The organism is Paraglaciecola sp. QJM3NY_14, from assembly GCF_056173245.1.
Genome location: NZ_JBWBUI010000002.1, coordinates 82,168 through 95,915 on the forward strand (window position 1 = coordinate 82,168; position 13,748 = coordinate 95,915).

11 protein-coding genes are annotated in these 13,748 nt (G+C 42.9%); 6 read left to right on the forward strand and 5 right to left on the reverse strand.

The features are described from left to right. The first annotated feature begins 137 nt into the window (after nucleotides 1–137). The 6 genes from AC0VYA_RS22245 to AC0VYA_RS22270 all read left to right on the forward strand — a co-directional run bounded on the left by AC0VYA_RS22245 (nucleotide 138) and on the right by AC0VYA_RS22270 (nucleotide 5,097). Complete coding sequence (locus AC0VYA_RS22245; protein WP_475491125.1) at nucleotides 138–1,049, forward strand: DUF4861 family protein; 912 nt, start codon at nucleotides 138–140, stop codon at nucleotides 1,047–1,049. 2 nt (nucleotides 1,050–1,051) lie between these two features. Further along, nucleotides 1,052–1,366 (forward strand): L-rhamnose mutarotase, encoded by a 315-nt coding sequence (rhaM, locus tag AC0VYA_RS22250; RefSeq protein WP_475491126.1) that lies wholly within the window; start codon nucleotides 1,052–1,054, stop codon nucleotides 1,364–1,366. A gap of 177 nt (nucleotides 1,367–1,543) precedes the next feature. Continuing rightward, nucleotides 1,544–2,701, forward strand: a complete 1,158-nt coding sequence (locus AC0VYA_RS22255) for an NAD(P) transhydrogenase subunit alpha (protein WP_475491127.1) — start codon at nucleotides 1,544–1,546, stop codon at nucleotides 2,699–2,701. 1 nt (nucleotide 2,702) lies between these two features. Continuing rightward, entirely contained in the window at nucleotides 2,703–2,987 is a 285-nt protein-coding gene (locus AC0VYA_RS22260) for an NAD(P) transhydrogenase subunit alpha part 2 (RefSeq protein WP_475491128.1), read from the forward strand. 12 nt (nucleotides 2,988–2,999) lie between these two features. Continuing rightward, nucleotides 3,000–4,382, forward strand: coding sequence for an NAD(P)(+) transhydrogenase (Re/Si-specific) subunit beta (locus tag AC0VYA_RS22265; protein ID WP_475491129.1), 1,383 nt, complete (start codon nucleotides 3,000–3,002; stop codon nucleotides 4,380–4,382). A gap of 187 nt (nucleotides 4,383–4,569) precedes the next feature. After that, nucleotides 4,570–5,097, forward strand: coding sequence for a YgjV family protein (locus AC0VYA_RS22270; RefSeq protein ID WP_475491130.1), 528 nt, complete (start codon nucleotides 4,570–4,572; stop codon nucleotides 5,095–5,097). Between the two features lie 26 nt (nucleotides 5,098–5,123). Here the strand turns inward: AC0VYA_RS22270 and AC0VYA_RS22275 are convergent, their stop codons facing one another. From AC0VYA_RS22275 to AC0VYA_RS22295, 5 genes are all read right to left on the reverse strand, one after another. Then, complete coding sequence (locus tag AC0VYA_RS22275; protein ID WP_475491131.1) at nucleotides 5,124–6,542, reverse strand: sulfatase family protein; 1,419 nt, start codon at nucleotides 6,540–6,542, stop codon at nucleotides 5,124–5,126. 39 nt (nucleotides 6,543–6,581) lie between these two features. Then, a complete protein-coding gene (locus AC0VYA_RS22280; RefSeq protein WP_475491132.1) occupies nucleotides 6,582–9,362 on the reverse strand; it encodes a family 78 glycoside hydrolase catalytic domain in 2,781 nt (926 codons plus the stop codon). A 100-nt stretch (nucleotides 9,363–9,462) separates the two neighbouring features. Then, a complete protein-coding gene (locus AC0VYA_RS22285; protein ID WP_475491133.1) occupies nucleotides 9,463–10,707 on the reverse strand; it encodes a glycoside hydrolase family 88/105 protein in 1,245 nt (414 codons plus the stop codon). 69 nt (nucleotides 10,708–10,776) lie between these two features. After that, nucleotides 10,777–12,246: a BNR-4 repeat-containing protein gene (locus AC0VYA_RS22290; RefSeq protein WP_475491134.1), complete on the reverse strand. Its 1,470-nt coding sequence runs from the start codon at nucleotides 12,244–12,246 to the stop codon at nucleotides 10,777–10,779. Nucleotides 12,247–12,280: 34 nt separating this feature from the next. Beyond that, the gene (locus tag AC0VYA_RS22295; RefSeq protein WP_475491135.1) at nucleotides 12,281–13,687 is read right to left on the reverse strand and encodes a sulfatase-like hydrolase/transferase; all 1,407 of its coding nucleotides are present in this window, start codon (nucleotides 13,685–13,687) and stop codon (nucleotides 12,281–12,283) included. Nucleotides 13,688–13,748 lie beyond the last annotated feature (61 nt).

The window sequence follows — 13,748 nt, forward strand, 5'->3', positions numbered from 1 at the left end:
ATTATCGGTCACATCGCAAAAATTAACCCGTTATGTCAATCTATGTTTTCTCAGAACCTCTGCTTAAGGCTTCATAGAAAATGCCCATTGACGGTAATGTATTTTCCTTAGTTTCGAATAGTTGTAGGAGTTTTAAGATGTATATACCTAAGTGGGCGTTTGTCCCAGTTACGACAATACTTGCAGCCTCGTTCCTTTTTGGTTGTTCATCAGGAATTCAATCTGATGAACAAGCGCAACCAAATGAAAACGCAGATAAAGTAAAATCATACGCTTCATTTGTACCTGAGAGACGTGACGACTTTGCTTGGGAAAACGACAAAGTAGCATTTAGAGTATATGGACCTGCAGCACCATTAGCCGGGCATGCGAGCGGTGTCGACGCTTGGCTGAAAAAAGTAGATTACTCAATTATTGATAAGTGGTATGAAATGCATTTCGCAGGACAAACATACCACAAAGACAGAGGGGAAGGTTACGACCCATACCACACGGGTATCAGTCGCGGTGTTGGTGGTAGCGCAGTTTGGGTAGATGACACCCCCTATTACGCACATAACTTTACGACGTATAAAATACATCAAAATAATGGTGACGAAGTTAAGTTTACGCTCTATTACGATTTTGAAACGCCATTAGGTAAAGTTAAAGAAGAGAAAACAGTGTCGCTATCTCTCGGCTCTCAGTTGTACAAAGTCGACTCTATTTTTTACTTAAATGGAGCTCCTGCCTCGCTCCCTATTGCTATAGGCGTTGCCACTCACGATGAGAAAGCCAGCGTATATCAGAACAAGCAACAAGGCTGGATCGCCGCATGGGAGGAAATAGACCAAAAAGGACTAGGAACCGGCGCTTTAATTGAACCAAGCCAGGTCAAGAAGATAATTCACACTCCTTCAAAGACCAAAGATACGAGCCATATATGGTTGGTAACGCAATCTTCTCAAATTGGCAAATTAACATATTACTCAGGTTTCGGCTGGGAAGGGGCTGGTGAAATTACGTCACTAGATCAGTGGAAAAATTACCTTAATAACTTCGAGCAGTAAAAATGGAAAAAATAGCATTTGTAATGACGCTCAAGCCAGGTTTTGAAGTCGAATATAAAAAACGACATGATGAAATTTGGCCTGAGTTAGTGCATGAACTAAAGAGCTCTGGTGTCTCCGACTACAGCATTTTTTATGAAGCAAGGTCTAACAAACTGTTTGCAGTATTGAAACGCGAGGATACGCACACCATGGAGTCACTCCCTCTAAACCCCATAGTAAAAAAATGGTGGGCGTACATGGCAGATATTATGGAAACCTTTGACGATAACGAGCCGGTTACGACTGAGTTGTCGCAGGTGTTTCATCTTGAGTAATTTTAACCGCTCATACTAATATTCAAGCGCGCGATCTCAACACAAGAATATAAATAATCGAAATCGCGGGCTCATTTCACTAGCTTTTACTCGGCACCTCTAAATCAGTAAACGACAGAAAACGTGTACTGAATGAGTCGTTTACTCATTCTCCTGTTAGCAAAAAAGGAGAGATAATTGAAAATCCTAATCTTAAATGAAGCAAAGCGTGCGCTTTTAACCTCGCACACAGAAAAGCGATGTGCGGCGTCACCGAATACCGTAGCCAAACTAACCCGTAAAGGTATTGATGTATTTATTGAGCAAGATGCCGGCGCCCTATCGCTTTACGAAGATAAAGAGTTTGAAGCAGCTGGCGCTCACGTTGTCGATACAATTGAACCCATTATCTCCCAAATTAATATCCTATTGTGTGTTAACAGTCCTAATGAAGAGTTCATCCTTCGACTGGCGAATAATGCAATTGTGATTGGCCATATTGACCCCTTCTTCCAAAAATCATTGGTCACCAAACTATGTCAGACCGGCATTACTACTTTGTCTGTTGAAATGATCCCCAGGACGTCAAGAGCTCAGAAAATGGATGCACTTAGTTCTCAAGCCAGTTTGGCTGGGTATGTCATGGTAATGAAAGCAGTGGGTAACTTACCTTCAATTTTACCTATGATGATGACTCCTTCAGGAACAATCAAACCCGCGAAGATATTTATTATTGGGGCTGGGGTGGCTGGGCTACAAGCTATTGCCACCGCAAAGCGGTTAGGCGCAAGTGTATTAGCTTACGACACCAGACCGATTGTTGCTGAACAAGTTGAGTCATTGGGAGCCAAATTTTTAAAAATTGATATCGGAGATACTGGCGAAACAAAAGATGGTTATGCGAAAGAGCTAACAGAACAGCAGAAACATAAGTTAGAAGCCGCCCAGCAAAAAGCAATCGTTGACTCAGACATCGTTATTACAACTGCACAACTTTTCGGTAGAAAGCCCCCGTTACTGATAAAGAGCAGCACCCTTGAAAAGATGAAGTTAGGCAGCGTGGTAGTCGATATGGCTGCTCAATCTGGGGGCAATGTGGAAGGCTCTAAGGCTGGTGAAACTATCAAAATAAATGGCGTCACCTTAGTAGGAAACGGTAACTGGAGCCAAGAGGTGGCTCGCGATGCAACTGATATGTATGCCAATAATATCTTCAATCTACTTGATGAGTTTATAGATGCAGATACCGGAAATTTCCTGCTCGATCTAGAAGACGACATTCTTACTAACTGTGTTATTACCCATAACGGATCTATTACAAACGATATGCTAATCGAAGCATACAAAGGAGCTTAACGTGGAAACTATCTATCTATTTTTCATTGTGCTGCTCGCAGCATTTCTTGGTTTCGAATTAATCCGAAAAGTTCCTGCCACCCTTCACACACCGTTAATGTCTGGTTCAAACGCTATATCGGGTATCACGTTAGTTGGCGCTCTTGTGGCCTCTGGTGCAGATCATGACCTTCTAACAACCATACTGGGCACCGCCGCAGTTACCTTGGCGAGCATTAACGTGGTAGGTGGCTATTTAGTAACTGATCGAATGCTTAGCATGTTCAAAAAGAAAGATTCTAATTAAAGGCCGCTCCAAATGACTATAGAAATTATCATAAATCTTACTTATGTTGTGGCCGCTGGGCTGTTTATTTTTGGCTTGAAGCTGCTCAGTCATCCAGGTAGTGCACGAAAAGGAAACTTTATTTCAGCTATAGGGATGCTAGTAGCAGTCGTCGCCACGCTGCTAGACCACCAGATCATAACTTACCAATATATTTTTGCAGGCATGCTTATTGGCGCATGCTATGGCGGTTGGAAAGCACGATCAGTACAAATGACACAAATGCCTGAAATGGTCTCATTATTCAACGGCTTCGGAGGAGCGGCTTCTTTGCTACTAGCTTGGTCTACAGTTCTGAGTATTGGAGTAGAACCCCCAGGATCGAATCATCATACATTATTGGTAACGCTGCTTATAACGCTATTAATAGGTGGAATAACATTCTCAGGGTCTTTAGTCGCATGGGGGAAACTATCTGGCAAAATGTCCTCTAAAGCCTTTATATTCAAAGGCCTAAGAGAACTAAGCATATTGCATCTAGTGGGTATGGTTATAGCGGGTATTCTCTTTGTATTAGAACCTCTCAATGGGCTGTGGCTATATGTAATTATTATACTGGGATTAAGTTTTGGTCTTTGGGCTACGATCTCAATTGGCGGAGCGGACATGCCTGTTGTGATTGCACTGTTGAATAGTTACTCAGGGATTGCAGCAACTGCTGCAGGCTTAGCTATCGGCAATACCATTCTAATTGTAACAGGGCTTTTAGTAGGCGCCTCGGGTCTTATTCTCACCAATATAATGTGTAAAGCGATGAATCGGTCCCTTATGAATGTCTTACTTTCAGGTTTCTCTAAGCCTATTGAGCAAGGGGAAGTAATCAAGGGCGAAGTGAAAATCCTTTCACCGCAAGATGCTTTTTACGTGCTAGAAGCGGCACAAGCTGTGCTAGTCATTCCTGGGTACGGTATGGCTGTTGCACAAGCTCAGCATGCCGTCAGAGAATTGCAAACATTGTTGGAAGATAACGGATGCAGTGTTGATTACGCTATTCACGCTGTTGCGGGGCGAATGCCAGGGCACATGAATGTGCTTCTTGCAGAAGCTGACGTACCATACGACCAACTGTATGAAATGGATGATGTAAACCCAAGGATGGAAAACTACGACGTCGTGATTGTTATTGGTGCTAATGATGTAGTCAACCCTGCAGCGAAGGAAATGAAAGGCAGCCCCATCTACGGTATGCCGGTCATTGAAGCGTATAGAGCGAAATCGGTCTTCGTACTCAAACGCTCCATTAATGCAGGTTTTGCCGGTGTCGATAACCCACTATTTTTTAAAGACAATACAAGAATGGTGTTAGGGGATGCAAAAGAAACCATTAACAGCTTAATAAAGGAATTCAGCGATTAGGAATACTGATGAGCCTGCTATTAAAGAGGCTCATCACTTAGCCTCTATAGAGCAAATCCTTGATACAAAAACCTGGGATTTAGATATTAACTAAACACTTACCGCCAACGCAGGCAAACCAGTTTGTGTGCATAGCTTTGAACTATGCCACGTAAATTTTACTCAACTCAAAAAGCGAAGGTCTATTATGACGTTGGAGATTTTGGGCCAGATATTTGGGGTATTAGGCTTTCTAGTTGCAATATTCACTTTTACCCAGAAAAAAGATATTAAATTGAAACTTAGCCTTATCGCCATGTTTGCCTTGCAGACGATTCATTTCATGCTGTTAGGCTCTACGACCGGAATGATAGCTAACGGCCTCAATTTTTTAAGAACAATCGTTTCCATCAAATCCAATCACAAAAGCTTTGGGATTGTCTTTATTCTGTTAAATATCGTCTGGGGTGCATCTAACGTTGAGCGTTGGATTGATATTTTCCCCGTTTTTGGGGCTTGCGTTGGAACATATGCAATTTTTTATGCGTCAGGTATTACCATGCGTCGATTATTTATATGTGGAGCAATTTTTTGGCTAACGAATAATATTTATATTGGCTCAATAGGTGGAGTATTGCTCGAATTGAGCGTTATCGTGGTTAACTGCTTTACGATATACAGATTGGAAAAAGACATTGGCCCTAGTCATTGCAAACATAATGAGCAAACAAATTGATAAATGCTTGCTCGTTATTAGGTCCTTTATTTGATCATTTTTCTTTCTTCGAGCTTATACCACTGCACTAATTCGTCTTTTAGTAGGTTCACTTTTTGAGGATACTTAGCAGCCAAATTAATCTTTTCGTGTTCATCCTCTGCCAAATTGTAAAGACGAGGCCCAACTAGGAATTGATCATGATACTTTTGATAACTGGCATTTTTCCCGTCATAACTCACGATTAGCTTCCAATCTCCTTTAATTACCCATCGATACAAAAGTGTCGATTCTGGATCGTCTATTATATCCATATCATGAGCATACCCTTCACCAAAAACAGTGTCTCTGTCTAGAGGCTCACCATTGACCAAGTTGTCGTACAGATTTATACCTGGTAACTCTGGCGGTACCTCTATACCTGTCGCGCCTAATATAGTCGGGACAATATCGATACTGCTCACTAAGTCGTCTCGAAATCCAGATTTAAACTTGGACGGCAAAGAATAGATTATGGGAGTACGTACACCGCTTTCATTAGGACTCTGTTTAGATTTTGGTAAAAATCGGCCCTCTTGAGTAGGGTTTGTAATCCAACCATTATCCGAAACATAAACAACCAGAGTATTGTCTGACAGGCCCCGTTCTTCTATATGTTCAAATAATTGGCCAGTTGTTTCATCAAACCATTCTATCATTGCGTAGTATTTTGCAATGGATTCAGGTAAATCAAAGCTAGCGTATTTTTCTAAAATACGCGTGGGTGGTGTGTGGGGCGCATGAGGCATGAAAGGCGCATACCAGACAAAAAATGGATTGTTTTGTTCATCCATTCGGTCAATGAAATCTGTAATGGGCTCAATTCCTTGTCTGCCTATTTTTAAGCCATCGTCGCCGTGTCTTCCTCCAAGTTGAGGGAACCCAAGAGTCATTCCTTCATCGAAGTCAGCTCTAGAATAACTCCCTTCCCACCACTTCCCAGTTTGAAGGGAAATATAGCCTTTGTCTTTAAGCAGTTGCGGAAGCGTTTTAACCTTGTCAATCTTCGCAATTATTTGTTCTCTTAAGCGATGATATTTTTGCCCCTCTTTACCACCAGGCACCATTTTAGATGGATTATTCCCCGTGATGCCGTGTTGATACGCATACAATCCTGTAGCGATAGTTGCAAGTGACGGCCTACACAAAGAAGTGGGCACGTACGCATGCCTGAACGTGATGCCATCAGCTGCTAATTTATCTAGGTTCGGAGTTTGTACAATATCGTGGCCCATGAAACTGTAATCATTCCAAGCATGATCATCAGACAGTATCAGTACGATGTTAGGGAGTTTTTCATCTTGAATGCTCACCTCTTCAGGTTCGGCAATAGGCTTGCTTGCACAACCTTGCAAACTAATACAGATCATTGCACAGACGACTACAGGCAGTAGTTTACTGGGTAGCGAAAATTTACTAATTTTCATAGCTGCTCCCTATACATTCTATGCACTGTTGTTCATCATTTAATTTCCAAGCACAACTGTATGCTTACCTGGTTTATACATACGCGGCTCTAGATTCGGTACGAACACTGTCGCTTTGGTATTTTGAGGTATCACAAAATCCCAAATTATTTGATTATTCGCTCTGCGCCATCGGCTTTCAATTTTCCCATACCCCGTGTTGTAACTAACATCTACGGCGTTCAAAGATGTTGGAAATACAGGTTTAAGCTGAAAAGTTTGAAACCCTACTGTGTCCTTGAAAGGTCTAATCCCGCCTAGGCCTTCATAGAACCACCCGTCATATCCTGAGTGAAACGGATGGTTTAGCGACCGGCCCGGAGCATCATCTAAAGTAAGTTTATCTTTAGGCTTAAACCCACCTTTTCGCTCCCACAGTGTAGTAGCGTTTAGCTCCTTAATGAGATAAGGGTAGCCAGGGTACCCTTCGGCTTTGAAAATATTAAAAGCGGTGTCTGCATAACCGTAATCACTTAGTGCTCGGTAAAGATAAGTTTGCCCTAAGGCCCCGACCGATGCATGCCCGCCCCAATTAACCACTACGTCTTCATTCAATTTGTCAGCAACCTGGTGTTCCATGTCTTTAGGGACAATACCAAACGCTAACGCCATTGCATCAGCAGTTTGACTACCGTAATGTCCCGCATTCTGATCGAATACTTCTTCGTTAAATTGGTTCTTAACCGACTCGAAAAGTTGTTTGTAAAAAGCCTGCTGAGTGTTTTTACCTAACGCTTCCGATATCTTTGCCATCAGGTCAGCACCATGCGCAAACAAAGCAGAACTGGTGACAATATGGCTTGTATGCTGCGGCGTACATCTTCCCCCAACTCTTGCCATACCAGGCTCTCTAACTGGATCACACCAATCGCCGTAGCCAGTTCTTATCATGTTATTGTCTAATTCCACCTGCCCCGCATCCATGTACTCCTGCAAGCTATCATATTGGTCGGTAAGCACAGTAATATCACCATGATGACGATAGTGTTCCCAGGCGATGATAATTTCAGCTACGGCCCAATCAAACTTCCCACCTTGTGACCTCCTGCCAGGTACAACAGTAGGTGCCACATATGGCGAGGTGCGAAAATCACCTAGGTACTTTGACCAAAAATTCTCTAGATTAAAGTTATAGTTCCCGGTAATTAAAGCGGCATGCGCATCTCCAGTCCACCCTGCCCGCTCTCGAATCGGGCAATCAAAAGGAACACTTATTAAGTTGCTTTGATAACCCCATAACGCCATGTCATGAACTTTATTAATCATGTCATCCGAGCTTGAGAAATGACCACTTACAGGCACATCGCTTCTGACCAGATATGCGTTTATGGCGTCGAGCTTAGGCTTCGACTTTAAACCAACCACTTCAACATAACGAAAACCGTGCCAAGTAAAAATTGGTCGCCACTTTTTGGGGTTAGTTTTGCCAGCAATATATGCATCGGTTTGCTTAAGTTTCGGGGCAGCACCACCACTTTTCTGACTGATGTTGCCATCATCATCAATCCACTCAGCATACTTTAGATAAACAGCTTGGCCTTCTTCTAAGTCTAACAATGCTATGTTCAGCTCAGGGATCCCTGTAAAATTCTGGCCGAAATCGAATACCCACACATCTTTTCTTGGTGAAAGGATACGTTCAGCCACCAGCTTATCAGCGACGCGGACTGGCTGTATTAATTGAGGTTCTAGAGATTTTGTTGGCCAACTTTGCAGCGATTTTACATTTTCCCAAGCATCGGATAGCTCTGTATCCTTTTTCGTCATCCAGTTATCTATCGCGTAGCGTTGGTCAAATAACTCACCTGAAAACAACCCCTCTTTTAATACTGGTGAAGTATGCCAATACCATGAGTTGTCCGTACTAACCGTTTGTGAGCTACCGTCCTCAAAGACGATCTCTAACTGAGCGATAAGCTTAGGTTGACCGTACGACAAGTTTTTATCTGGCTTAGAAAAAGCAATTTCTTCGCTGTACCAACCACTACCTAAATGAGCGGCAATAACATTGTCACCCGGTGTTATTAAGTCCTCAACGGCGTCAGTGTTATATAGAATTCGTTCTTCGTAATCGGTTTGTCCAGGATCCATGATCCGCGAATCTACCTTTTTGCCGTTTATAAATATTTCGTAATAGCCAGCAGCGGTGCTATGTAACCTTGCGCCTACCACTTTCTTATCAATATTGAATTGGCGCCTTAATAAGGAGGCCGTAGGCTGTTCCTGTAGCTTCTTTACAATATATTCAGGTCGCGTCTTCTGCGGGTTTTGGTCGCTAGCTGCATTCCAAATCCACTGGGATACTTGAGGAGAAAGCGCAGATGCCTCAGGTCTATTTGCCATGATCCATTTCGCAGACCAACCTGCGTTAGTGGTTAAGCCCATTTCCCAATGACTTATTTCACTCCAATCTGATTCTAACGAATTAGCTCTAGACCAAACGCGAACTCGCCAATGCGCTTTTTGCCTGCTTGCTAAAGTCTTTCCTTTATAGCCAATATTGATCGACCGGCTAGATTCTGTTTTACCGGAATCCCACAAATCCGGTTGACCTTCAATAAGCGCTGTCACACTCGTGGCTACTTGAATTTGATAATGCGTCTGTTCATCTACATTGGCATGCCAAGACAGAGTCGGCGCACGGCTATGTACATTAAGCGGTACGCTAATACCTTCCACAGCTAAATTATCAGGATGCGTGTTGGCCACTGTCTGATCTTTAGAACTGCAGCTCATCATCAGTAAGGTGATAGATAAAATTATAATTTTAGCGAGTGGCATGAAGCGTTTCTCCGGCGAGGACTTGCGTGGCTTTAATTTATAATCAGATAAAAAAACCTTAATCATCACTAAATGATTAAGGTTCTGTGAAACACATTAGTTACTGTTGCCAATTCAACATTTCAGATGCTGCAAGCAATACAGCTCCTGAGCCATAAAGCTGAGAATCTGATTCTTTAACTGGGTCTGGGCTTTTGCCCACATGCTGTACCCAATGTACGCGTCCATCGTCAGTGACAGCTTTAGTAATAGCATCCCAACCTTTTTCGACAACCTCCTTCGAACGTGCGTCGGTCAAAATACCATTATTCACGCCCCAAGCGAGGCCAAACGTAATGAAACCCGTACCACTTACTTCAGGCGTTTTAACCTTGTCGGCATCCATTAGCGAAGCTGGCCAATAGCCATCATCTTTTTGCAGTACCATTAGCCCTTCAGCATGCTTTTTATAAAGCTCTATATACTTGTCCCGAGAAGGGTGATCTTTTGGTAGTTCTTCGATAATCAATGGAATTGCAGCGAAAACCCATCCATTTCCTCGTCCCCAAAAGACAGGCTTGCCGTTATCGCTTTTTGTATCAAAGTAACGGCTATCTCGGTAAAATAGTCCATATTCATCTGAGAAAAGGTAGTCTGCACTAGCCCAAAACTCTTTATCGCCGTATTCTAGATATTTTGGGTCGCCCGTGACTTTACTCATTTGTGCCCAAGCCCGAGGTGCCATAAATAATGCATCCGCCCAACACCAACGCAGTTGGCAATTTCCCTCAAGGTGGTATTTGCCCGTACTGGTTTCTGTATCTGCCATAGACAAACCAACTGTTGGTGGCTTTTCTAGTATCATATCGAAAACTTCTTTGGTAGGAAGATAAGCATCTTCTATACCTGTACGCTCAGCCAGCCACAGATAAGTTTGTGCTATCGCGTGGTCATCAGCATGGTAGGGTCTTTCAAGTATGAGTTCATAATTCTCTTTCTTCGCTACATCACTAACGTAGTCACTCAGTGACTTATCATTTGTTTCGTCTATCCACCGAGTTAAGCCAATGTAAAATGATGCCTGGATCCAAAACTTCGCATTTTCTGATTTTTCACGATGAGATTCAGGTATGTAGTTCAGGTTTCCAAACTGGGCTATTTGCCATTTCGCAACCTTAGTTCCTACATCTTTTGCAGTGTTTTGAATATCACGATCAACAGCTTCGCTCATTTGTTGAGCCTGTATATCTACAACTGGTTTTTTCGAACTAGATTGCACCGTGTCTGACTGCTCAGAACAAGCAACTAAGCCCATCGTTAAGCTAAGCGCTATAGCAGATAATTTCATTGTCATTTTTTTCATCATCGTTTCCCACTGTTGGCTCGCGGCGCGTTTTTATAAAAACCCCTTCGCCCAAAAGACATTTATTAAATTTTAATTTGAAATTGGTATAGCTGCTTTAAGGTCAACAAGAGAGCGAGTAACTGCACCTCCCTCGCCCACTAAGTACATTTTTATCCCTTCGTCACTGACTTTTTCAGCAACTAACATTTGTGCATCAGGGATAGCGTCTTTGATAAATGCAGATATCGCAAAACTAGCATTAGTTTTCCTTAAGACCGTTTTATCCTCTACAAAATGTTCCCCACCGTCATGACTCTGCCACCACGATAAAACAGCATCATTGTCTTGATTGTATGCAGTTAAGTAGCGAATATTTTCAGGATCTCTGACCGTAAAGTCACCTCGCGATACGCCCTCATATTGCGAAACAACTTTATTTCCACCGACCCATTTGTTGCCGTTCCAGCGCACATGTCTAGTTTGTTTTGGTCCACCGGTTTTAGCACCTTTGTCTATACCGGCATTGATAGCTATATGAGGTTGGCCTTGTGCATCCAAATGGGTTGATCCATTAAAAGTCCATAGATCGCCGGTTCGCATCGCCAATGTTTTTTCATCAGCGACTTCGCGCGTGACTGGCAATACGAGCTTTTCACCCTCAACATTGCTCCATTCTCCGGTTTTGGTATTAAACGACATAAAATACACGTCGTGGCGCTCTGTAGTGTGGCCGCGACCATTCACACCTGCACCTCCGTCCCAGCAAACGTGATAGTCGTAGGAGACAATAATATTGTCTCCTTGCCCTTTTCCCGCCCATGCATACCAGCTATCAACCGCGTCAATATCAGTTCTACGTTTGTGCTTTAGGAAAGAAACAGGTGAAGCAAACGTTCGACCGTTATCAACAGATTTTTGGTATACCCAATCACTTCGATGAGCACCGTGGCGGAAAAATAAATAAATGTCGCCATTGTCCATTTTGAGTGCTTGGTTATAGGTACCAAACGGAGTGATATTGTTCAGGTCTTCCCACTGTGAGATATCATATGGTCTTTTGGAAACAGCGTGTTTATTCGCTCCATGGTGAGTATTACCAAGAGGGTTTTTCCCATTCGATGCTTGACCGCCATGCCCACCGTAAAAAATATGAATATATCCTTCATCATCAATTAACATGGTTGGCTTACCATGATTATCGAATTTCTTTCCTCCATCGCGTCTACCTAATTCACTGATCCCAGCTCTAAATGGCCCCAGCCATTCTCTAGTTTGATGGTTATAAGACGCAATATAAGGATCTTCTTTCGGGCCCTGATAGGAAACATAAGTGATACCGTTTTGATGTATTCCAGCCGGGTGCTGTACAATTGCTAACGGATTACCTACCCCATTATCTGCGAAGTATCCAACCTGCCTGTCTACAGTATTTTCCGTTGAGTTTGGCAAAGACTCTTGATGCGCACAACCGGTGGACATAAGACCGGAGATAATTGAAAACGTGAGTAATGCTTTATATCCACTGGGCGAATTTTTTCTAAATATTTTATTTAAATTCATAATACTATTGGCTCTTAAGTATCCCGAGAGATAGTTAGTCTTTGTTTTCTTCAAACAGGCTCAGAAATTCAGCTGCAACTTTTGGATGTTGCTTAGACATTTCTTTTAATTCAGAAGGATCAGCCTCGATGTTGAAAAGTTCTAGTGGCGCATCGTAGCCATATCTAACGGCTTTCCATTTGCCCTTACGCGCAGCTTGGTACGTATCTCCAATAACACCCGAGTTAGGATCGCCAACTTGCTTTGAAAACTCCCAATACAAAACCCGCTCCTCCATTTTATTTGGCTGTGACTTGAGTAGCCCTATGATTGACTTACCATTAGTCTTTACTCGCGGAACCATGTTCAAATTGACCCCTGCGACGTCAGCAAACGTAGGCATTACATCTGCAAACAACCAAGGCGTTTCATCGACTCGAGAGGTTTTAATTTTTTCTGGCCAATGCACGATCATGGGTACATGAATGCCCCCGTCATATAAATCGCGTTTCATTCCACGATAAGGCTCTGACGCCTTTAAGTACTCAGGATCTGCTCCGCCTTCATCGTGTGGACCATTATCTGATGTGAAAAAGATAAGCGTATTATCAAGCTGCCCGCTCGCCTCGAGCTCTTTGACTATCTGCCCAATATAATCATCTAACGCAGAAACCATTCCCGCTAAAGTAGCATTAGGCTTTTCGATCGGCTCAGGATAATATGAGGCATATTTGTCAGCGGGAACGCCCGACGCCATGCCTGTATAGCGGGTTTCGTCAAACTTGTATTGGTCACTGTATTTCTCTGGAACACCCAGTTCGGCATGGGGAGAAGAATAAGCCAGCATAATGAAATATGGATTTTCTCTCGGCTCATTAATGTATTTTATGGCCTCTTCTGTAAATAGTTTCTGGGCGTATGCGCCTTTCTTGCCGCCTTCATTTTCGCGAATACGGACTTTATTACCATCACGCCATAAAATTTGTGGGTACTGTCTGTGGCCTTCTAGAATTGAATACATGCCGAACCAAGTATCAAATCCCATCGCGAGTGGGTCGGTAACGCCCATCTGAGACCCAATTGAGTATTTACCGAATAAAGCCGTATCGTAACCACCATGCTTGAGCACGTGCGCCAACGTCACATCCATATCAGTCAATTGAACGGTATTTGAATTGTTTGTCATTAAGCGCCCATCTCGCCCTGTAAACAAAGACACTCTTGAGGGCGAACAAACAGTGTTGCCCGCATAGGCTTGGTCAAATCGAATTCCATTTGACGCAAGCTTATCTAAATTAGGCGTTTTAATGGGCGAGTTGCCGTACGCACCAACCTGGTTAAATCCCAAATCGTCAGTCAAAATAAATATGATATTGGGTTTATCAGCTGCAACAACGCTAGAGGATAAGGATGTTAAGACAGCACCAAATAACCCAATGAGGCTAACCCTGATTTTTTTCATTATAGTTCCTAATAAAATTGAGATAACAAGTATCGAAAAATGTGTATGCGAAACCGCTACC